Here is a 19,446-nt window from a genome sequence, read left to right as displayed (position 1 = left end):
AACGCGGTCCGGTCAGCGGTTCTGCGGGGTCCGGGGGCGGCGTTCGACGACGCTGCGGCGGGTGCGCAGCTGGGGGCGGCGGGCGGTGTGCGGGCCGGTGGGGTGGGCCGGGATGCCGGGCTTGTGGTCGTCGGCGGAGGCCGGGTGGGGCTTGCCCATGACCATCAGCGGGTCGAACATCACGACGACCGCGGCGAGCAGCAGGAAGGCGAGCGGGCCGATCATCATGGGCGCGAGCAGGGCGGCGGGCGAGTCGCCCTCGGCGGTGGTCCCGGTGCCGTGCACATGGACGCTCAGGGCGGCCATGCCGGTGTAGTGCATGCCGCTGACGGCGAGCCCCATGACCAGGCTCGCGCCCACGGTCCAGCCGAAGCCCCGGACCTGTCCGGCGGACCACAGGGCGGCGGTGGCCGCGACCATGGCGATGACCACCGAGGCGGCCACGGTGAGCGTGTTGTACTCCAGCCTGCCGTTGAGCTCCAGGCCCGCCATGCCCAGGTAGTGCATGGACGCTATGCCGAGTCCGGTGATGGTGCCGCCGGTGAACAGGGCGGTGCCGCTGGCGCCCTTGTAGCCGACGATGAAGATCCCGACGCCGACCATGACGACGGCGACGGCGAGGCTGGCGAAGGTCATCGGCCGGTCGTAGTGGATCGGGGTCTCCGCGACGGTGAACCCCATCATGGCGACGAAGTGCATGGTCCATATGCCGGAGCCGATGGCCGCCGAGCCGAGGGCGAGCCAGCCGGGGCGCCAGGAGCGGGTGACGAGCATGGCTCTGGTGGTGCAGCGCAGGCCGAGGGCGCCGCCGAGGCAGGCCATGAGGAAGGCCACGAGCGGTGTGACGAGGCCGTAGCTGAATCCATCGACCGTGCCCTGCATGCGCGGCTGTCCTTCCGCCCTCTTACGTCCCGGAATGTGCTGATATGCGCCCCCTCCCAGGACCGCCCGAGCGGTCAGGGTTGAGGCAGAGAGTATGACCCCCACCGGAATGGTCGAACGATTTTCCGGCAAAGAAACACGGCCCTGCCCCAGTTGTGCGGCAGTGGTGAACGGACTTGGACAACCCCACGCCATTCCAGCCACTCGCGCAACCCCGTGTTGTTCACCCTCTGCTGTCACAGTGGTGCTGTCCGTGACCTCGACAGAGGGAGTACGCATGCACGCGCGCGCCATCGCCGCCACGACCACCGCACTCCTGGGGGCCGTCGCCGCCCTGATGCCGACCTCCGCCCTGGCGGGCGGCATCGGCGGGGAACCCCCGCTGGTCATCGCCCACCGGGGCGCCTCGGCCTACGCGCCCGAGAACACCCTCGCCGCCGTCGACGAGGCGGCCGAGCGGGACATCGAGTGGGTCGAGAACGACGTCCAGCGCACCAAGGACGGTGAGCTGGTCGTCCTGCACGACGACAATCTGCGGCGCACCACCGACGTCGAGGAGGTCTTCCCGGACCGGGCGCCCTGGAAGGTGAAGGACTTCACGACCGCGGAGATCGCCCGACTGGACGCCGGGAGCTGGTTCGGCCCCGAGTACGCGGGCACGCGCGTGCCGACACTGGAGCAGTACCTGCGCCGGGTCGAGCGGCACCACCAGAAGCTGCTGCTGGAGATCAAGAACCCGGTGCTGTACCCGGGCATCGAGCAGCAGACCCTGAAGGTGCTGAGCAACGAGGGCTGGCTCGACCGGCGGCATGTCTCCACGCGGCTGATCGTGCAGAGCTTCAGCGCGGACAGCATCCGGACCGTGCACGCGCTCAAGCCGTCGGTCAGGACCGGCTTCCTCGGCACGCCGAGCGTGGCGGAGCTGCCCGCGTACTCCGAGTTCACCGACCTGATCAACCCCTCCCACGGCTCGGTCTCGACCGGCTGGGTGGCCGCCGTGCACGCCTTCACCGGGCCGCACGGCAGGCCGCTCGGGGTCTTCACCTGGACCGTCGACAAGGCCTCGGACGCCCGGCGGGTCGCCGGGTACGGGGTGGACGGGATCATCTCCAACAAGCCCGACGTGGTGCGCGAGGCGGTCGAGAGCGGCTGACGGGCGTGCCCCGGGGCCGGCGCGGCACCGGCCCCGGGGCGTTGTCAGTGGCGGGCCGTACGGTGGGACGCATGGACAGCCATGGGCAGTACGAACAGCGGGTGGTGTGGGCCGTCGTCGGTACCGACATCGGTCCGCTGCTGCTGGCCGCGACCCGTGAGGGCCTGGTCAACGTCGTCTTCCACGCCACCGACGCGGTGCGCGACAGGGCGCTGGAGCGGCTCGCGTCCCGGCTGGGCGGCGAGCCGGTCGAGGAGCCCGGCTCCCCCTTGCTCGCCGAGGCGATACGCCAGCTGAAGGCGTACTTCGCGGGTGAGCGGAAGGACTTCGAGCTGCCCCTGGACTGGTCGCTGATCTCGGGCTTCAACCGGGAGGTGCTGCGCGAGCTGGCCTCCGGGGTGCCGTACGGCTCGGTGGTGGGCTACGGCGACCTGGCCCGGCGGGTGGGGCAGCCGGGGGCGGCCCAGGCGGTGGGCATGGCGATGGGCGCCAATCCGCTGCCGGTGGTGGTGCCCTGTCACCGGGTGGTGGAGAGCGACGGCGGCATCGGCGGCTTCGGCGGCGGCGTGGAGACCAAGCGGAGGCTGCTGGCGCGGGAGGGCGTGCTGCCCGAGCCGCTGTTCTGAGCGGCCCCGAGGCCCACGGCCCTTTTCCGGGCGGTTCCGTCTCAGTCGTAGTGGCGTGCCTCGAAGACGTTGCCGTCAGGGTCGCGGAAGTAGAAGCTGCGCGCGGCCGGGCCGCGGGCGCCGAAGGAGCCGTGGGAGATCTCCGAGACCGGCACCGTGCTGCCCCGCAGGCGGCCGAGCAGGGCGTCGAAGGCGGCCCCGGACAGGGCGACGCAGATGTGGTTGACCGGGTGTCCCGCGCTGTCCGCGGCGCCCGGGAGCATCGTCATCCGGGCCGCCATGGTCCACGGCATCAGATCGATGATGGTCTCCTCGTTCAGCCGTACCGAGGGGAAGGGAACCTTGCCCTCGGTGTACTCGGCCAGCCGCACGGGCTCGGTGCCGAGTGTCCTCTCGTAGAACTCGGCCGACGCGACCGGGTCGTTCACCCAGAGGACGACGTGGTCGAGGCGTGCGGTGTGGTCGCTCATGCGTCCCAGGCTCGTGGCGACCACCACAGGCCGCAAGTGGTTTGACCGGGTGCCGTGCTCGCCAGGGATGTGGGAGAGACCGAACGACAGGAGGCGGGCGCGTGGTTCTGGTGGTGTCGGAAGAGGTGCGCGAGGCGATCAACGCGCGTCGACCCGTGGTGGCTCTGGAGTCCACGATCATCGCGCACGGGCTGCCCCGTCCGCGCAATCTCCAGGTGGCCCTGGAGCTGGAGGACGTCGTACGCGGCGAGGGCGCGGTGCCCGCGACGATCGCCGTACTGGACGGCGTGCCCCATGTGGGGCTGGACAAGGAGCAGGTGGAGCGGATCGCCAACGAGGACGGGATCCGCAAGCTCGGCCACCGGGATCTGCCGCTCGCGGTGGCGGCCGGGGTGAGCGGGGCGACCACGGTCTCGGCGACGGCCCTGCTGGCGGCGCTGGCGGGCGTACGGGTGTTCGCGACGGGCGGGCTCGGCGGGGTGCACCGGGAGTGGACGGTGACCCAGGACGAGTCGGCCGACCTGGGGCTGCTGGCGCGGACCCGGATCACGGTGGTCTGCGCGGGCGTGAAGTCGATCCTGGACGTGCCGGCCACGCTCCAGCGGCTGGAGACGCTGGGCGTCGCGGTCGCCGGGTACGGCACCGGCCGTTTCCCCGGCTTCTACCTGTCGGACTCCGGCCACCCGGTGGACTGGACGCTGGACTCCCCCGAGGAGGTGGCGGGGGTGATGCGGGCGCAGGACGGGCTCGGCGGCCCCGGGTCGGCGCTGATCGTCGCGAACCCGGTGCCGGAGGACGAGCAGCTGGATCCCGCGCTGCACGCGCGTGTGCTCGCCGACGCGCTGCACGCGTGCGAGGCGGAGGGGATCACCGGTCAGACCGTGACGCCGTTCCTCCTCGACTACCTGGTGCGGCACACCGACGGGGCCTCGCTCGAAGCCAATCTGGCGGCGGTGCGCGGCAACGTACGGCTGGCGGCGCGGATCGCGGCGGCCTGGGTCCGGGCGTGACGCCCGTGCCGGACGGCGCCCTGCTGGTCGTGGGCGATGTCGTCACGGACGTCATCGCCCGGCACCGGGGACCGCTCGCCCCGGGCACCGACACGTCCGCCGCGATCCGGACCGTGCCGGGCGGCGCGGGTGCCAATGTGGCCTGCTGGGCGGCGTACTCCTCGGACGCGGAGGTGCGGCTGCTGGGCCGGGTGGGCGCGGAGGCGGCGGCCTGGCACGAGCGGGAGCTGGCGGCCTGCGGCGTGCGGCCGCGTCTGGTGGTCGATCCGAAAGCGCCGACCGGCACGGTCATCTGCCTGGTCGACACCGGTGCGGCGGCCGAGCGGACATTCCTGACCGACAGCGGCGCCTCCCTGCGGCTGGACGCCGGTGACTGGTCGGACACGCTGCTGGACGGCGTCGCCCGGCTGCATCTGTCGGGCTATCTGCTGTTCTCCGAGCCGAGCCGAGGCCTGGTGGCCGCCGCCCTCGCGTCGGCCCGGGCACGCGGTGTACCGGTGAGCCTGGACCCCGCCTCGGCCGGGTTCCTGACCGACCTGGGCGCCGACCGGTTCCTCACCCTCGTCGACGGGGTCGAGGTGCTGCTGCCCAGCCGGGACGAGGCCTGCCTGCTGACGGGCCTGCCCGGCCCGGCGGACGCGGCGGCCGAGCTGAGCCGCGCGGTGCCGCTGGTGGTGGTCAAGCTGGGCGCGTCCGGCGCGCTCGTCGCGGCGGACGGGACGGTGCGCGCCCGGGTCCCCGCGGTGCCCGTGACCCCCACCGACACGACCGGCGCGGGCGACGCCTTCACCGGCGCCTTCCTCGCCGCCCTGCTCAGGGGCGCGGATCCCGAGGAGGCCGCCCGCGAGGGGTGCCGGGCGGGGGCGTCCGCGGTATGCCGGGTGGGCGGGAGACCGCCGGGGGCGGACTGAGGACCAAGCAGGGGAGAAAGGAGTGCTCGGCGGGGGTCACGGGCACCGCGGGGACCCGCCCCCGTTGCCCTCGCCTTGCCCTCGCCTTGCCCCGCCCTGATCGCCCCTCAGCCCTTCCGGCCCCACGCCGAGATCATCGGGGCCGTCGCCAGGTCCATGCCGCCCGCGGCGACGTTGGCGAGGTGGCGGTCGATCTCCTCCTCCGTGGCGAGGTTCGCGGCGACCAGCTGGTCGCGAACCTGGCGGACCGTCGCCGACTCCAGCGCGGCGCAGGCGGCCGAGGCCACCGGGAAGTGCGCGTCGGACTCCACCCGCTGCAACCCGGCCTCCCGCAGCAGGCGCGGGAGCTTGCGGCCGTAGGAGAGATCGGCGCCGCGGTCGGCGAGGAGCTTGCGGAAGCCCTGCCGCAGCCGGTTGGCCAGTTGCTCCTCGGGTCCGTGCTCGTCGGGGCAGGCCAGCGGCTGCAGGGCGGGGTCGGCGTCCTCGACGACGATCCGTCCGCCGGGCCGCAGCGCGGCGATCATCGACCGCAACGCCCGCTCCCGGTCCGGGACATGGACGAGGACGAGCCGGGCATGCACCAGGTCGAAGCCCTCACCGGGCGGCTCCTCGGTCCCCACGTCGTGGACGCGCACCTCGACCGGCGGCCGGGCGGCCGTGGCGAGCCGTGAGGTGTCGATGTCGGTAGCCAGCACCCTTCCCGTCGGCCCGACCTTCTTGGCCAGCCAGGACACCACGGAGGTGCCGCCCGCACCGACTTCCCAGCAGCGCCAGCCGGGGCCGACACCCAGGGCCTCGAAGTGCCGGAAGGTGGTGGGATCGAAGAGGGCGGCGAAGGCGTCGAAACGCTCGCCGGCTTCACTCTGCCGGTTGTCCAGGAGATACCCGTCGGTTCGCGTCATGCCGTGATCATCCCAGTTACCCCTCTTGTCCGGAGTGGATGACGCGCACCGGGAACCCGTTCACGCCCCGGGAGAACCGGGTTGTCCACAGCCGGGAACCAAGCGGAACAGCCTGTTCCCACAGGCCCGTACGGCTTTTCCGCCGACCTGGCAGACTGGCGCGACCGGCGCGGGAAGCGGCGGCGCGAGGAGATCCACACGGGGAGATCCAGATGTCCATGGCAGGAAATCTGCGGAAGGTCACGAGCCTCGGCACGGTCGGCGGCCTGCGCAGAGTGGCCCGGCTGGCCCGGCGCCGCCCGCGCGTCGACCTGAGCCACCCGGCCCGCTCCCCGCTGGGCTCCTCCGTGGTCAACTGCGTGAGCTACCGCGAGGGTGTACGGGTCCCGGCGAGCGGCGACGTGGTCGAGACGGTGGAGCGGGTGCGCAAGCACGGCGACGGTTTCGTCTGGCTCGGCCTGCACGAGCCGACGGCCGAGGAGTTCGCGGACATCGCCGAGCTGTTCGAGCTGCACCCGCTGGCCGTCGAGGACGCGATCGAGGCGCATCAGCGGCCCAAGCTGGAGCGGTACGACGAGACGCTGTTCGCGGTGTTCAAAACCGTCTGCTACGTGGAGCACGAAGAGCTGACGTCGACCAGCGAAGTGGTGAGCACCGGCGAGATCATGGTGTTCACCGGCACCGACTTCGTGATCACCGTGCGGCACGGACGGCACGGTTCGCTGGGTCCGCTGCGCGAGGAGCTGGAGTCCCGGCCCGAGCAGCTCGCCCAGGGTCCGGCGGCGGTGCTGCACGCCATCGCCGACCATGTGGTGGACGACTATCTGAGCGTCGCCGACTCGGTCCACGAGGACGTCGACCAGGTGGAGACGGCGGTGTTCGCGGAGGACGGCGCGCGTGTCGACCCGGGCCGGATCTACCAGCTCAAGCGTGAACTGCTGGAGCTGAAGCGGGCGGTGGCGCCGCTGACCCGGCCGCTGGAGGAGCTGGCCACCCGGCCGATACGGGTGGTCGACCCGGAGATACAGGCGTACTTCCGGGACGTCGCCGACCACCTGCTGCGGGTCAAGGAGCAGATCGCGTCCTTCGACGAGCTCCTCAACTCCATACTCCAGGCGCACCTCGCGCAGGTCACGGTCGCGCAGAACGAGGACATGCGGAAGATCACGGCGTGGGCCGCGCTGGTCGCCGTGCCGACCATGGTCTGCGGGCTGTACGGGATGAACTTCGAGCACATGCCGGAACTGCACTGGAAGTTCGGGTACCCGCTGGTCATAGGGGTGATAGCGGTGGCCTGTCTGAGCCTGTACCGCGGCTTCCGGCGCAACGGCTGGCTGTGAGGGCACGCCCTCGGTGCCGCGGGGCGTGCGGGCGTGCCCCCGGGCGGAGGTCCGTTCAGTGAGCGGCCGTCCGGGCGTAGACGCTCTCGGCCCAGGCGGCGATCTGGTCCTCCGACAGGTGCTGGGCCAGGTCCGCCTCACTGATCATGCCGACCAGCCGCTTGCCCTCGATGACGGGAAGCCTGCGGATCTGGTGCTCCTGCATCATGTGCAGCACATCGTCGACTTCGGCGTCCGAGGCGATCCAGCGCGGGGTGCCCTGGGCCATCTCACCGGCGGTGACCTTGGCCGGGTCGTGTCCCATGGCCACGCAGCCGACCACGATGTCGCGGTCGGTGAGGATGCCGCAGAGTCGGTCGTTCGAGTCACCGATGGGCAGGGCACCGACGCCGAGGTCGCGCATCAGCTGGGCGGCGCGGTCCAGGGTCTCGTGCGCCGGGATCCACTGGGCGCCCCGGTGCATGATGTCTCCGGCAGTGGTCATGGAGTACCTCCCGATGCCGGACGGCCGGCGCGGCGCAGGACGCACCGCTAGTCCCGGCGCCAAACATTCTCGCCGCGCCGGGGGCGGACCGCACCTCGCGGGAGCCGACGCGTTTCAGCGGCCGCCGTTCCAGGCCGGGTGGCGGGGGTCGTCGGCGCGGATGAGGACGTCGGCGGTGCCGGCCGGGTCGGTCTCGTCCTCGTATCGCTCGAAGGCGGGCAGGGTCCAGTGCTCGTCCTCGGGGGTGCGGCGGCGCAGGGCGCCCGGGGAGAGCCGGACGTGGACGGTCAGGTCGAAGGGGAACCAGTGCCGCAGCAACAGCGGGCCGTGCAGCAACAGGGCGGCGCCCGAAGGGAGGGGAACGTAGGGACTGCGGGTGGCCCGGTCGGTGACGGGGTCCCACAGATCGGGCAGGACGCGGCCGTCGCCGCCGGGTTCGAGCGGGCCGAACACCTCGCGCCACAGGGCGCCGGTGTCCAACCAGCCGTCGTAGTACGCCTCGACGTCCCGGCGGCCGTGCTCAAGGCGGAGGGAGGCGGGGCGCAGGAAGCCCTCGGCGCCGACGACCAGCGAGGGGCGCCCACGGGTGCGCAGCGCTTCGGCGACCCGTTCGGCGAGGTCGCCCGGCCGGGCCGCCGGGGCTCCGTCGAAGGCGATGCGCGGCCAGGGGCTGCCGTCGGCGGGCTTCAGATCGAGCAGCCGCTCGGCGATCTCGTCGCCGAGCCGGTCCCAGGTGATCGCTTCGAGTCGCACACCGCCCATGATGCGCCAGGAGCGGCCGGGCACGGTGCGCGGGCACCGGGAGGGGAATGATCCGGGTATGGCACACCTGTCAACTTCCGTGCACCGGACCGGGCTTCTCGTCATGCAGCCGCTGCGGCGGCGGTACTGCTCCGCCTGCCGGGGCGGACCGCTGTCACTGCTGGTGCTGGAGGACGGCGCACCGCGCTGCCTGGACTGCGCGGACCTCGGGCATCTGGTGTTCCTGCCGCGCGGCGACACCGCGCTGACCCGGCGGTCGCGGGAGGAGAGCACCCTGTCGGCGGTGGTGGTGCGGTTCAACCGGCGCAAGGGGCGCTACGAGCGGCAGGGCGTCCTGGTGGAGGAGGCGGGGCTGGCCCGGGCCGAGGCGCGGTGTCTCGAGGACGCCGAGGCCAGGCGGCGTCGGCGGCTGCGGGACGCACAGCGCAGGGCGGCCGAGGACGTGCGGTTCACGGAGGCGTTCGCGGCGGAGATACGGCGGCTGTTCCCGGGCTGCCCGCCGGACCGGGCCGCCGCGACGGCCGCGCACGCCTCGGTGCGGGGCAGCGGCCGGGTCGGCCGCAGCGCGGCGGGGCGCGCGCTGTCCGAGGGCGCCGTGATCTCGGCGGTCGCGGCCTCCGTACGGCACCTGGACACGCCGTACGACCAGCTGCTGATGAGCGGCGTGCCGCGGCGCGAGGCGCGGCGGCGGATCGCACCTGCGGTGGAGGAGGTGCTCAGGGGGTGGCGGGAGCCGGAGTCCGAGGCGGGCTGAACCCCCTGGTCCCCCCTGAGCGAGACGCTCGCTTATGCCCCCGCGCCGACCGGCCATGGGATGCCGCCACGCCGAGGAATTCACTTGAGGTGAGCGACGGCGCCCGGGAGGATCCCGGCGGCGAAGGGGAGTTGACGTTGCGATGATCGATGGGCCGTACTTCGTACTGACCGTGCTGGGTGTGCTGGGTACCGGCCTGGTGGCCGGGGTGTTCTGCGGCTTCTCCTCCTTCGTGATGAAGGGGCTGGCCGCGCTGCCGCCCGCGCAGGGCGTCGCGGCGATGCAGGCGATCAATGTGGCTGCGGTGACCCCCGCCTTCATGATCGTGTTCCTCGGCTCCGCGGTGTTGTGCGCGGTGCTCGCGGTGGTGACGTTCGTGCTGTGGCCGGACGAGGGGACCGTGGAGCTGCTGCTGGGCAGCGCGTTGTATCTGTTCGGCTCGTTCGGCGTGACCATGGTCGCCAATGTCCCCCGCAACGACGCGCTGGCGAAGCTGGAACCGGGTACGGCCGAGGCAAGCGCCTACTGGACCGCGTACGTGCGCGAGTGGACGGCCTGGAACCACGTGCGCACGGTGGCCTCGGCGGCGGCCTGCGTCTCCTACCTCCTGGCGCTCGCCTGAGAAGTCTCCTGGCCCTCGCCCGACAAGCGCCGGCAGGGGGCTTCCGAGGGAAAGCGCAAGGGACGGATGAGACGTATCGTGGCCGGAAGAGTGCCGCCCGATGACGTACGGCTCCACTCCGCACGCAAGGGAGACGGCCATGGCCGATCCCAAGGGATTCATGACCACTCCCCGCCAGGACTGGCCGCGGCGGCCGGTCGAGGAGCGGGTAGGGGACTGGGACGAGGTCTATGTCCCCGGGGCGCTGCTGCCCATCGTGAGCCGGCAGGCCGACCGGTGCATGGACTGCGGCATACCTTTCTGCCACGACGCCTGTCCGCTGGGCAATCTGATCCCCGAGTGGAACGACCTGGTCTCCCGCGAGGACTGGCGGGCCGCCGCCGAGCGGCTGCACGCCACCAACAACTTCCCCGAATTCACCGGCCGGTTGTGCCCGGCGCCCTGCGAGGCGGGGTGTGTGCTCGCCATCAACCAGCCCGCGGTAACCATCAAGAACGTCGAGTGCGCGATCGCCGACCGCTCCTGGGAGCTGGGGTTCACCACGCCCCGACCGCCGGACCGGCTGTCGGGGCGGACGGTCGCGGTGATCGGGTCGGGGCCCACGGGGCTCGCGGCGGCCCAGCAGCTGACCCGGGCCGGGCACACCGTCGCCGTGTACGAGAAGGACGACCGGGTCGGCGGGCTGCTGCGGTACGGCATCCCCGAGTTCAAGATGGAGAAGCGTCAACTGCAGCGCCGTATCGAGCAGATGGAGGCCGAGGGGACGAAGTTCCGTACGTCCACGGCGGTCGGGCGGGACATCGGGGCCGCGGAGCTGCGGTCCCGCTACGACGCCGTGGTGATCGCCACCGGGGCGACCGCGTGGCGTGAGCTGGACGTGCCGGGCCGGGAGCTGTCCGGCATCCACCAGGCGATGGAGTACCTGCCGCTGGCCAACCGGGTGTGCGAGGGGGACCTGGAGGCCTCGCCGCTGTCCGCCGCCGGGAAGCACGTCGTCATCGTCGGCGGCGGTGACACCGGCGCCGACTGCCTGGGCACGGCGGTCCGGGAGGGCGCCGCGTCCGTCACCCAGCTCGACATCTACGCCAAGCCCGGCGAGGAGCGCGACGAGGACGCCGAGCCCTGGCCGACGTACCCGAAGATCTACCGGCTCTCGGCGGCGCACGAGGAGGCGGGGCAGCTGCGGACGGCGCCCTCGGCGGACGCGGACGCGCGGCTGTTCGCGGCGTCCACGCTGCGCTTCACCGGTGACTGGGCGGGGCACGTGCGATACCTGCACCTGGTCGAGGTCGACTCGAACCGGAGGCCCCTGCCGGGCACGGGACGTGCGATTCCGGCCGATCTCGTGCTGCTGGCACTGGGGTTCACCGGGCCCGACCGGCAGGACGGCCTGATCGACCAGCTGGGGCTGGCCCTGGAGCCCCGGGGCACGATCGCGCGGGACGCGGACTTCGCCACGAACGTCCCCGGCGTGTTCGCGGCCGGGGACGCGGCCCGGGGGCAGTCGCTCATCGTGTGGGCGATCGCCGAGGGGCGGGCGGTGGCGGCGGCCGTCGACCGCCATCTGACGGGGGGCACCTCGCGGCTGCCGGCGCCGATATCCCCGTACGACCGGCCGATGGCCGTCTAGACCTCAGCCCCGGCGCTCGTCCGTGCCCGCGACCTTGCCCACGGTGAGCGCCAGGCGGTTCCAGGTGTTGATGGTGAGGATCAGGGCGATGAGGTGGGGCAGTTCGTCCGCGTCGAAGTGGGCGGCGGCCTCGGCGTAGACGTCGTCCGGGACGCCGCGCTCGGAGACCAGGGTGACCGCCTCGGTCAGGGCCAGGGCCGCCTGCTCCTTCTCGGTGAAGAAGTGGCGGGCCTCGCGCCAGACCGCGACCAGGTGCAGCCGGTCCTCGCTCTCACCGGCCTTGCGGGCGTCGTTGGTGTGCATGTGCAGGCAGTACGCGCAGTTGTTGAGGAGCGAGGCGCGGATCTGGACCAGCTCGACGAGCGCGGGGTCCAGGCCCTCCCGGGCGGCGGCGTCGAAGGCCACGATGGCGCGGTTGATCCTGGGCGCGGCCTTGGCGAAGTTCATCCGGGGGGCCTTGGTGTCGATCAGCGTGTTCGTCGTCATGTCCCCCAACCTATGGGGTCAATAGACCGCCTGTAGGGTGCATTTCTGTGGCTGAATCGTGGGTCAATTCGGCGGAGCGGATCGGGGCGGATCTGCATTTGGAGCTGTCCGGGCCCGGCGGACGGCGGGCCGCGCTGATCCGCGCCCTGCGCGAGGCCGTGCGCAGCGGCAGGCTCGCCCCGGGCACCCGGCTGCCGCCGTACCGTTCGCTCGCCGCCGATCTGGGGATCGCCCGGAACACGGTCGCCGACGCGTACGCGGAGCTGGTCGCCGAGGGCTGGCTGACCGCGCGGCAGGGTTCGGGGACCCGGGTCGCCGAGCGGGCGGCGCCGTCGCGACACGCCGGGAAAGCGCCCGGTACGGCACCTCCACGCGCGCGTGGCCCGCGGCACGACCTGCGCCAGGGCACCCCGGACGTGTCGGGCTTCCCGCGCGCGGCCTGGCTCGCCTCCTACCGCAGGGCCGTTCAGCAGGCGCCGAACGAGGTGTTCGGTCCTGGCGATCCCGCCGGGCGCGTGGAACTGCGGGAGGCGCTGGCGGAGTACCTGGCACGCGCGCGTGGTGTGCGCTGCGCGCCGGAGCGGATCGTGATCTGCTCCGGTTTCGCGCACGCGCTGCGGCTGCTGTCCGAGGCGCGGGTGCTGCGCGGTCCGCTGGCCGTGGAGGCGTACGGCCTCCCCTACCACCGCAACCTGCTCTCCCGCGCGGGCGTGCGGACGGTGCCGCTGCCCCTGGACGAGCGCGGCGCGCGGGTGGACCTGCTGGAGCGCGAGCGGGGCGTGCTGCTCACACCCGCGCACCAGTTCCCGACCGGCGGGCCGCTGCACGCCGGGCGCCGCGCCGCCGTCGTCGACTGGGCACGCACGCGTGGCGGGCTGATCGTGGAGGACGACTACGACGGCGAGTTCCGCTACGACCGCAAGCCCGTCGGCGCGCTGCAGGGCCTGGACCCGGAGCGGGTGGTCTTCGTGGGCTCGGTGAGCAAGAGCCTGTCCCCGGCGGTGCGGCTGGGCTGGATGGTGCTGCCCGAACGCCATGTCGGGGAGGTGCTCGCGGTCAAGGGGGAACGGGAGGGCTGGGCGAGCGTCCTCGACCAGCTGAGCCTCGCCGACTTCCTCGCCCGCGGGTCCTACGACCGTCATGTGCGCCGCATGCGGCAGCGGTACCGCCACCGCCGGGACCGGCTGGTCGCGGCGCTCGCCGAGCGGGCGCCGCACATCGAGGTGACCGGGGTGGCGGCCGGGCTGCACGCGGTGCTGCGGCTGCCGCCCGGCACCGAGGCGGCGACCGTGGCCCGGGCCGGGCGGCTCGGGGTGGCGCTGGACGGACTGTCCGGGTTCCGGCACCCGCGGGCCCCGGAGACCGCCCCCGCGTACGACGGCCTGGTCGTGGGATACGCGACGCCGTCCGAGCACTCCTATGCGGCGGCGCTGGACGCGCTCTGCACGACTTTCCCGAATCCGTAAAGGTTCTCCGGTCTGTCCGAAAAGCGGCTTAACGGGCTGCATGGATCAGGGCGGCAGTGGGATCATCGGAGCAAGGAGGCGTTTCGCTGCCGTTCACCCGTGGGCGGTCGTGATTCGTCCCATCCTTCGTTCCGCCGTCAGGCGCAGGGCCCACCCCGCGCGTCCCCCCTGTTGGCGGCCGGTCCTGGAGGGTGTTCTATGACGACGCTCGATGAACGTCACGGAGAAGGTGCGCGCGACGGGGACGAGCCCCGGGGCGAGGTGGCCCTCGGCCTGGCACCTGCGTACGGTCCGGCCACCGTCCCCTTGCGGGAACCCCTCGCCGCCGTGGTGGCGAAGGCCGGTTCCAAGGCCGCGAATCTCGCCCGCGCGGCCGGTGCCGGGCTCCCCGTGCTCCCTGGCTTCGTGATTCCCTACCAACCTCAAGGCGATCCGCACTCCCTGCGCCGGGCCTGGCAGGCGCTGTCCGACGGCGGCAGCCGCCCCCTGGTCGTGCGCTCCTCGTCACCGCAGGAGGACACCGAGGAGTCCTCGCTGGCAGGTCAGTTCGCCTCGGTGCTCGATGTGCGCGGCTGGCAGGACTTCCGTACGGCCGTGCGGACCGTGCTGGACTCGGCGCGCCGGGCGGACGGCTCCGCCGCGCCGATGGCGGTGCTGGTGCAGCCGATGCTCACCGCGCGGGTCGGCGGGGTGATGTTCGGTGCCGACCCCGTGGAGGGGCGGACCGACCGGATGCTGGTCAGCGCGGTGCGCGGCGGCCCGGACAGCCTGGTCAGCGGGGCGCAGCAGGGCACCAACTACTGGCTCAGCGGGCGGGGGCGGCTGCTGCGCACCGAGTCCGCGGAGGCGGAGCCGCCGCTCACCCGGCGTGAACTGTTCCGGCTGGCCCGTCTGGCGCGCCGGGCGCGGCAGGTGTTCGGCGGGCCGCAGGACATCGAGTTCGGGTTCGACGAGGACGGCCGGCTGTGGCTGTTCCAGAGCCGCCCGATCACGGCGATGGCGGCGCGGCCCGCCCGTGGGGCGCGGCTGCTGGGGCCGGGGCCGGTCGCGGAGACGCTGCCGGACCAGCTCCTGCCGCTGGAGGAGGACCTGTGGGTGGCGCCGATGGCCCGCGGTCTCGCCGCCGCGCTGGACATCGGCGGGACCGCGCCGCGGCGGCTGCTGCGGTCGGCGCCCGTGGTCACCACCGTCGGCGGGCGCGCGGCCGCCGATCTCCGGCTGCTGGGCGCGGTACCGCCGCGGCACCGGTGGCTGGCGCTGCTCAACCCGGCGCCGGGGGCGCGGCGGCTGGCGGCGGCCTGGCGGGTGGGGCGCCTCGCGGCGGCGCTGCCGGGTCTGACGACGGACCTGGTGGCGGACGTGGACCGGCTGCTGGCCGAGGTTCCGGCGCCGGGCGACCTGTCCCCGGCCGCGCTCGCCGACGAGCTGCGCTGGACCCGCCGCGCCCTGGTCTCCCTGCACGCCCAGGAGGCCCTGGCGGGCGCGCTCCTGCCCCAGCCCCCCTCCGGCCGCACCGCCGCGGGCACGGCCCTGGCCGCCCTCACGGCGGCCCGCGCCCGCGGGATCCCCGACGAACGGATCGTCGCCACCGACCCGGTGGTCCTGGCCCTCACGGCCCCGAGCCTGCGCAACCCGGTACGCCTGCCCAGCGCCTCGGGCGGCGCCACGGCACAGGAGCCCGCCCGGGACGCCGTGCGCTCCCCCGTCGACGGCCCGCGCTTCCCGGCCGAGGACACGACAAACCGGCCCCACCCGCCGGACACGCCGGCCCAGACACCCGACAGACACGGCACACGGCTCCCCGCCGACGCTACGAACCTCACCGCCGAAGGCACCACGAACCCCAACCCGCCGCACACCCCAACCGAGCCCCCGGCCCAGACACCCGACACGCACGGCACACGCCACCCCGCCAACGCCCCGAACCTCCCCGCCGAGGTCACCGCGAACCCGCCCCGCCCGCCGCACGCCCCGACCGAGCCCCCGGCACAGCAACCCGGGCGCAACGCCGTACGGCCCCCCGCCAACGCCCCGAACCTCCCCGCCGAAGACACGGCAAACCCCAACCTGCCGCACACCCCGACCGAGCCCCCGGCACAGCAACCCGGGCGCAACGCCGTACGGCCCCCCGACGACACCCGGAACCTCCCGTTCGGCGCACCCCCGACGGGCGCCGCCCCCGCCGAGGGCCTCGCGCAGCGGCCCGCCCGGGAAGGCACGGTCCCGCCCGCCGGCTCCCGGCCCACCCCGGACCGCGCCTCCCCCGCCTCCCTCCCGCCGCGAGAAGCCCTGCGGCTCCGCATCCGCTGGGCGCAGGAGCTCCAGGTCCGTCTGGTGCGGGAAGCCGCCCGTCGCGTGGGCACCAATCCCGCGCGCGTGGGGCTCATGCGGTGGCCCGAGCTGGCCGATGCCCTGCACGGCCACGGGCTGCCCGCCGATCTCGCGGACCGTACGGCTCCGGCCGCCACTCCCCCGCTGCCGGACTCCTTCCGGCTCGCGGGCGGCGGAGTCGTCGTCGCCGAGGGCTTCGGTGGCCGGGGCAACGGGATGCGCGGTGTCTCGGCGGGCCGCGCGGTCGGGACGGCGTGGGACGGTCTGGCGCCGCGCCCGCCGGACCCGGTGCTGGTGGTGCGCTCCCTCGACCCGGGCCTCGCGCCGCTGCTGCCCGGGCTGACCGGGCTGGTCGCGCAGACCGGCAGCCCGCTGTCCCACCTGGCCGTACTGGCGCGTGAGTTCCGCCTGCCCGCGGTCGTCGGCGTGGCGGACGCGGTCGAGCGCTTCCCGGCCGGTACCCGCCTCACCGTCGACGGGACGGCGGGTGACGTGCGACTGGGGGACGGATCATGAGGAGGATCGCGTACGTCTTCGGAGGGCTCGCCGCCGCCGGGGCGGGCACCTACCTCGTGATCTACCTGTACCGGTGGCAGTGGCAGCGGGCCATGATCTGCGGCGTGCTGCTCCTGGTGGTCGAGGTGATGCTGTTCGGCCTGGTGGTGCTGGCCCGGCTGTCCCGGATCGAGGAGCGGCTGCGCGACAGCGACCGTCGCCAGCGGGAGACCGCGGCACGGCAGGACGACGCCCTGGCCCGGCTGCGCGCGGCCCCGGGCCCGGAACCGGCGGCGAGCGGCACCCGCGAGGGCCGGTTCCGCTGGCTGGACGAGCCCGCCGAGCGGACGTACGTCTTCGTGCCGGTGCTGATGGTCGCCGGTGTCGCCCTGTCCGGGATCGCCTGGGTGGTGCAGAAGGTGGCGGCGGCCACCGCGAGGCCCGCCGAGCGCCGCCTGGCCGGCCGGCTGGCCGTGCTCACCGCACCCGATCCGGCCGCCCCCGGCGATCTGGAGGACCTGCCCCCGGTCGGCGCCCCGCCGTCCCCGGGCCGTACCGCGCGCCTCGCGGCCGTCGGCGTCGTGGGCGCCGCGCTGCTGGCGGCGCTGGTCGTGGGGCTGGCGGACCTCACGCAGACCCGTGAGGAGGAGGCGGACGAGAGCGCGGCGACCTCGGTCGTGGTCCAGGTCGATCTGCGCGACAAGAGCATGGACGAGGCGCGCCGGTCACTGGCCGCGCGGCAGGTGTGGGAGCGCTGCCGGGACTCCACGTCGGTGCCGCTGAACCACGCGGCGCTCGGCGATCTCGGGGACGGACTGTACGCGGGGGTGGTGCGGCCCGCCCTGACCGATCACGACCGGCTGCGGCTGCGCGGCTGTCTGGAGGACGCCACGCTGGAGCGGGTGAGCCTCACGGTGGTGGGCATTGGGGACGCCGAGACGGATGAGGAGTGAGTGACGCACGCCATCTGAGCACGCCATCTGAACATGCCAAATGAGACATAGGGCACAAATCACACGTAACCAATAGATGATCATCAAACCGGGGTACTCTGCCATGTGCGCCCACGTCCCCTAGTCCCCCGGGTCGCTCATGGCTGTTCTCTCCGCTACCCTGCCTCGCCCTGCCCTCCAGAAGCGCCCGCTGCCGCAGCGCGCGGTGCGGGCCCTCACCGGCCTCCTCATCGGATATCTCGTCCTGTGGGCGGTCGGCGCGGGAGGCATTCTCGGTCTCTCGTACTGGGCGAAGGCAGAGACCCCGGCACCCGCCGGGACCCGCTCCGTCCAGGGTGTGCACAACTTCCAGCCGGTCAGCTCCGACGGCAGGCTGTGGCGCGGCGCCGCTCCGTCGCCCGCCGGCTACCGCGAACTGGCGAGCATGGGCTTCGTGACCGTCGTGGACCTGCGGGCCGAGGACCTGAGCGCCAAACAGCTCGCCGAGCCCGGCAAGGCCGGTCTGAATCTCGTGCGCGTGCCCATCCGGGACGGCCAGACGCCGACCTCCGGGCAGGTGGAGAAGCTGATGGAGACGGTGAAGAACTCCGACGGTCCGGTGTTCGTGCACTGCGGTGCGGGAGTCGGCCGTACGGGCACGATGGCCGCGGCCTATCTGGTGCGGACGGGCGAGGCATCCTCCGCCGAGGCGGTCCGACGCAATCTCGCGGTCGGACCGCCCTCGATCGAGCAGATCTACTACGGCCTGAACCTCAGCCCGAGCAAGGCCGAGCAGCCGCCGCTGCCGGTCGTGGTCGTCAGCCGTGTGGTCGACGCCCCGCGCCGGATCATGTCCTGGTTCTGAGACCTGCTCAAGTCGGCCTCCGCCAGCGGTTGTTCATCAACTCAAGGGCATAGCAAGGTGGCACGGGCCTCAGGAGAGCAGGAAGTCGGCCACCCCCGCCTTGGCGCCCTCGATGAAGGCCGTCATCTCGTCGTTGGTGTAGATCAGCGCCGGCCCGTCCGGGTCGGTCGACTGACGCACGGCGATCCGGCCGTCGGCGAGCTTCATCGCCTCCAGACAGTTGCCTCCGTTGCCACCGCTCCACGGCTTGTGCCAGCCCTCGCTGCCCAACTCCCGCGCGGGCATGCCGTTGTAGACGGGTATGCGCGGTTTGATGCGATCCATTCACAGCTCCTTGCGGAGATCCCGCAGGATCTCCTTCGTGCGATGTGCCGTAGCGGCCTGCGCCGCCATGCGGTCCATGACCTCCAGGTGGGTGGCCACCTCGGGGCGCGCGTCGAGGTAGACGGCGCCGGTCAGGTACTCGCTGTAGACCATGTCCGGGAGTTCCGGCATGGCAAATCGGAACAGCACGAAGGGCCCGTACGTGCCGGGGTGCGGCCCACTGTCGAAGGGCGCGACCTGCAGCGTCACGTTGGGCAGCTTCGTCACCTCAAGCAGCCGGTCGATCTGGGCACGCATCACCTCCGGGCCGCCGACCTGGCGGCGCAGCACGGTCTCGTCCATGATCACCCAGAACCGGGGCGCGTCCGGGCGGGTGAGCAGCCCCTGGCGCTGCATGCGCAGCGCCACATGTCGCTCGATGTCGTCGGGCTTGGTCTGGCCGATGGCACCGGAGCGCAGCACCCCTCGTGCGTAGTCCTCGGTCTGGAGCAGACCGGGCACGAAGTGCGGCTCGTAGGACCGGATGAGGCTCGCGGCCCCCTCCAGGCTGACGTACATCGAGAACCAGCCCGGCAGGATGTCGTGGAACCGCTGCCACCAGCCGGGTTTGTTGGCGTCCTCGGCCAGCCGCACGAAGGCGTCGGCCTCCTCGTCGCTGACCCCGTACGCCTTCAGCAGGAGCTGGAGGTACGGGATCTTGAGGGAGACCTCGGCCATCTCCATACGGCGGACGGTGGCGGGGGCGACGCGCAGGACGCGGGCGGCTTCCTCACGCTTGAGACCGGCGCGTTCCCGCAGGTCCAGCAGGCGTCGGCCGAGGACGACCTGGCCGACCGTCGGCGCGGACCGCGGCTCGCTCACGCTCCCACCTCCACCCAATGAATGCTGACAGCCCTGCGGCGCCATTCGAAGACCTATTCGAAAATCCGTTCGGATTCTCGCCGATCCCTTTTGGCGCCGCTCAACATGCTGTTGCGATGCAGTGTGCCACGGCCTTGCAC

At 73.0% G+C, this 19,446-nt stretch carries 20 protein-coding genes; 12 read left to right on the top strand and 8 right to left on the bottom strand.

What is annotated here, in order from left to right; genetic code table 11:
* Positions 1-12 precede the first annotated feature (12 nt).
* The gene (locus ACZ7L7_RS12190) at positions 13-882 is read right to left on the bottom strand and encodes an MHYT domain-containing protein (RefSeq protein ID WP_285513261.1); all 870 of its coding nucleotides are present in this window, start codon (positions 880-882) and stop codon (positions 13-15) included.
* 277 nt (positions 883-1,159) lie between these two features.
* Here ACZ7L7_RS12190 and ACZ7L7_RS12185 point away from each other — a divergent pair, with 277 nt between their 5' ends.
* Together ACZ7L7_RS12185 and ACZ7L7_RS12180 are read left to right on the top strand one after the other, a co-directional pair.
* Entirely contained in the window at positions 1,160-2,035 is an 876-nt protein-coding gene (locus tag ACZ7L7_RS12185) for a glycerophosphodiester phosphodiesterase (RefSeq protein WP_453606651.1), read from the top strand.
* Between the two features lie 71 nt (positions 2,036-2,106).
* The gene (locus tag ACZ7L7_RS12180) at positions 2,107-2,661 is read left to right on the top strand and encodes a methylated-DNA--[protein]-cysteine S-methyltransferase (protein ID WP_472075736.1); all 555 of its coding nucleotides are present in this window, start codon (positions 2,107-2,109) and stop codon (positions 2,659-2,661) included.
* 41 nt (positions 2,662-2,702) lie between these two features.
* On the opposite strand, the gene ACZ7L7_RS12175 is transcribed toward ACZ7L7_RS12180, so the two are convergent.
* The gene (locus tag ACZ7L7_RS12175; RefSeq protein WP_285513258.1) at positions 2,703-3,131 is read right to left on the bottom strand and encodes a VOC family protein; all 429 of its coding nucleotides are present in this window, start codon (positions 3,129-3,131) and stop codon (positions 2,703-2,705) included.
* Between the two features lie 101 nt (positions 3,132-3,232).
* On the opposite strand from ACZ7L7_RS12175, the gene ACZ7L7_RS12170 reads away from it, so the two are divergent.
* Together ACZ7L7_RS12170 and ACZ7L7_RS12165 are read left to right on the top strand one after the other, a co-directional pair.
* Positions 3,233-4,141 carry a pseudouridine-5'-phosphate glycosidase gene (locus ACZ7L7_RS12170; RefSeq protein WP_472075734.1) on the top strand — a complete coding sequence of 303 codons (909 nt, stop codon included), beginning with the start codon at positions 3,233-3,235 and terminating at the stop codon, positions 4,139-4,141.
* Positions 4,138-5,052, top strand: a complete 915-nt coding sequence (locus ACZ7L7_RS12165; RefSeq protein ID WP_471592352.1) for a carbohydrate kinase family protein — start codon at positions 4,138-4,140, stop codon at positions 5,050-5,052. Before ACZ7L7_RS12170 ends, ACZ7L7_RS12165 begins: the two co-directional genes overlap by 4 nt.
* A 107-nt stretch (positions 5,053-5,159) precedes the next feature.
* Here ACZ7L7_RS12165 and ACZ7L7_RS12160 read toward each other — a convergent pair whose 3' ends face one another.
* The gene (locus ACZ7L7_RS12160) at positions 5,160-5,954 is read right to left on the bottom strand and encodes a methyltransferase (RefSeq protein ID WP_285513255.1); all 795 of its coding nucleotides are present in this window, start codon (positions 5,952-5,954) and stop codon (positions 5,160-5,162) included.
* Between the two features lie 212 nt (positions 5,955-6,166).
* On the opposite strand from ACZ7L7_RS12160, the gene ACZ7L7_RS12155 reads away from it, so the two are divergent.
* Complete coding sequence (locus ACZ7L7_RS12155; RefSeq protein WP_453606661.1) at positions 6,167-7,294, top strand: magnesium and cobalt transport protein CorA; 1,128 nt, start codon at positions 6,167-6,169, stop codon at positions 7,292-7,294.
* 55 nt (positions 7,295-7,349) lie between these two features.
* On the opposite strand, the gene ACZ7L7_RS12150 is transcribed toward ACZ7L7_RS12155, so the two are convergent.
* Positions 7,350-7,778 (bottom strand): CBS domain-containing protein, encoded by a 429-nt coding sequence (locus ACZ7L7_RS12150; protein WP_285513253.1) that lies wholly within the window; start codon positions 7,776-7,778, stop codon positions 7,350-7,352.
* Positions 7,779-7,892: 114 nt separating this feature from the next.
* Positions 7,893-8,540 (bottom strand): nucleoside/nucleotide kinase family protein, encoded by a 648-nt coding sequence (locus ACZ7L7_RS12145; protein WP_285513344.1) that lies wholly within the window; start codon positions 8,538-8,540, stop codon positions 7,893-7,895.
* Positions 8,541-8,598: 58 nt separating this feature from the next.
* On the opposite strand from ACZ7L7_RS12145, the gene ACZ7L7_RS12140 reads away from it, so the two are divergent.
* The 3 genes from ACZ7L7_RS12140 to ACZ7L7_RS12130 all read left to right on the top strand — a co-directional run bounded on the left by ACZ7L7_RS12140 (position 8,599) and on the right by ACZ7L7_RS12130 (position 11,546).
* On the top strand, positions 8,599-9,294 hold the full coding sequence (locus ACZ7L7_RS12140; protein ID WP_471428293.1) for a DUF2293 domain-containing protein: 696 nt from the start codon (positions 8,599-8,601) through the stop codon (positions 9,292-9,294).
* Positions 9,295-9,436: 142 nt separating this feature from the next.
* Complete coding sequence (locus tag ACZ7L7_RS12135; RefSeq protein WP_285513251.1) at positions 9,437-9,916, top strand: anthrone oxygenase family protein; 480 nt, start codon at positions 9,437-9,439, stop codon at positions 9,914-9,916.
* 139 nt (positions 9,917-10,055) lie between these two features.
* On the top strand, positions 10,056-11,546 hold the full coding sequence (locus ACZ7L7_RS12130) for a glutamate synthase subunit beta (protein WP_472075730.1): 1,491 nt from the start codon (positions 10,056-10,058) through the stop codon (positions 11,544-11,546).
* Positions 11,547-11,549: 3 nt separating this feature from the next.
* Here ACZ7L7_RS12130 and ACZ7L7_RS12125 read toward each other — a convergent pair whose 3' ends face one another.
* On the bottom strand, positions 11,550-12,032 hold the full coding sequence (locus ACZ7L7_RS12125) for a carboxymuconolactone decarboxylase family protein (RefSeq protein ID WP_285513249.1): 483 nt from the start codon (positions 12,030-12,032) through the stop codon (positions 11,550-11,552).
* Positions 12,033-12,079: 47 nt separating this feature from the next.
* Between ACZ7L7_RS12125 and pdxR the strand changes: the two genes are divergently transcribed.
* From pdxR to ACZ7L7_RS12105, 4 genes are all read left to right on the top strand, one after another.
* A complete protein-coding gene (gene pdxR, locus ACZ7L7_RS12120; protein WP_472075728.1) occupies positions 12,080-13,498 on the top strand; it encodes a MocR-like pyridoxine biosynthesis transcription factor PdxR in 1,419 nt (472 codons plus the stop codon).
* 198 nt (positions 13,499-13,696) lie between these two features.
* A complete protein-coding gene (locus ACZ7L7_RS12115; protein ID WP_472075726.1) occupies positions 13,697-16,345 on the top strand; it encodes a PEP/pyruvate-binding domain-containing protein in 2,649 nt (882 codons plus the stop codon).
* Complete coding sequence (locus ACZ7L7_RS12110) at positions 16,342-17,277, top strand: hypothetical protein (RefSeq protein ID WP_285513246.1); 936 nt, start codon at positions 16,342-16,344, stop codon at positions 17,275-17,277. Before ACZ7L7_RS12115 ends, ACZ7L7_RS12110 begins: the two co-directional genes overlap by 4 nt.
* A 139-nt stretch (positions 17,278-17,416) precedes the next feature.
* Positions 17,417-18,121 carry a protein-tyrosine phosphatase family protein gene (locus ACZ7L7_RS12105; protein WP_285513245.1) on the top strand — a complete coding sequence of 235 codons (705 nt, stop codon included), beginning with the start codon at positions 17,417-17,419 and terminating at the stop codon, positions 18,119-18,121.
* Positions 18,122-18,190: 69 nt separating this feature from the next.
* Here the strand turns inward: ACZ7L7_RS12105 and ACZ7L7_RS12100 are convergent, their stop codons facing one another.
* Both ACZ7L7_RS12100 and ACZ7L7_RS12095 read right to left on the bottom strand, forming a co-directional pair.
* The gene (locus ACZ7L7_RS12100; RefSeq protein WP_093723776.1) at positions 18,191-18,445 is read right to left on the bottom strand and encodes a DUF397 domain-containing protein; all 255 of its coding nucleotides are present in this window, start codon (positions 18,443-18,445) and stop codon (positions 18,191-18,193) included.
* Positions 18,446-19,306 (bottom strand): helix-turn-helix domain-containing protein, encoded by an 861-nt coding sequence (locus ACZ7L7_RS12095; protein WP_285513244.1) that lies wholly within the window; start codon positions 19,304-19,306, stop codon positions 18,446-18,448.
* Positions 19,307-19,446 lie beyond the last annotated feature (140 nt).

This window comes from Streptomyces sp. NPDC110618 (genome assembly GCF_055657065.1).
Note: the sequence above shows the minus strand (reverse complement) of the source record. Positions and strands in the feature narration are given on the sequence as shown.

Coding starts and splice junctions, on each gene's coding strand:
- ACZ7L7_RS12190 (WP_285513261.1), bottom strand. CDS start 882: ATGCAGGGCACGGTCGATGGATTCAGCTACGGCCTCGTCACACCGCTC.
- ACZ7L7_RS12185 (WP_453606651.1), top strand. CDS start 1,160: ATGCACGCGCGCGCCATCGCCGCCACGACCACCGCACTCCTGGGGGCC.
- ACZ7L7_RS12180 (WP_472075736.1), top strand. CDS start 2,107: ATGGACAGCCATGGGCAGTACGAACAGCGGGTGGTGTGGGCCGTCGTC.
- ACZ7L7_RS12175 (WP_285513258.1), bottom strand. CDS start 3,131: ATGAGCGACCACACCGCACGCCTCGACCACGTCGTCCTCTGGGTGAAC.
- ACZ7L7_RS12160 (WP_285513255.1), bottom strand. CDS start 5,954: ATGACGCGAACCGACGGGTATCTCCTGGACAACCGGCAGAGTGAAGCC.
- ACZ7L7_RS12155 (WP_453606661.1), top strand. CDS start 6,167: ATGTCCATGGCAGGAAATCTGCGGAAGGTCACGAGCCTCGGCACGGTC.
- ACZ7L7_RS12150 (WP_285513253.1), bottom strand. CDS start 7,778: ATGACCACTGCCGGAGACATCATGCACCGGGGCGCCCAGTGGATCCCG.
- ACZ7L7_RS12145 (WP_285513344.1), bottom strand. CDS start 8,540: ATGGGCGGTGTGCGACTCGAAGCGATCACCTGGGACCGGCTCGGCGAC.
- ACZ7L7_RS12140 (WP_471428293.1), top strand. CDS start 8,599: ATGGCACACCTGTCAACTTCCGTGCACCGGACCGGGCTTCTCGTCATG.
- ACZ7L7_RS12135 (WP_285513251.1), top strand. CDS start 9,437: ATGATCGATGGGCCGTACTTCGTACTGACCGTGCTGGGTGTGCTGGGT.
- ACZ7L7_RS12130 (WP_472075730.1), top strand. CDS start 10,056: ATGGCCGATCCCAAGGGATTCATGACCACTCCCCGCCAGGACTGGCCG.
- ACZ7L7_RS12125 (WP_285513249.1), bottom strand. CDS start 12,032: ATGACGACGAACACGCTGATCGACACCAAGGCCCCCCGGATGAACTTC.
- ACZ7L7_RS12115 (WP_472075726.1), top strand. CDS start 13,697: ATGACGACGCTCGATGAACGTCACGGAGAAGGTGCGCGCGACGGGGAC.
- ACZ7L7_RS12110 (WP_285513246.1), top strand. CDS start 16,342: ATGAGGAGGATCGCGTACGTCTTCGGAGGGCTCGCCGCCGCCGGGGCG.
- ACZ7L7_RS12105 (WP_285513245.1), top strand. CDS start 17,417: ATGGCTGTTCTCTCCGCTACCCTGCCTCGCCCTGCCCTCCAGAAGCGC.
- ACZ7L7_RS12100 (WP_093723776.1), bottom strand. CDS start 18,445: ATGGATCGCATCAAACCGCGCATACCCGTCTACAACGGCATGCCCGCG.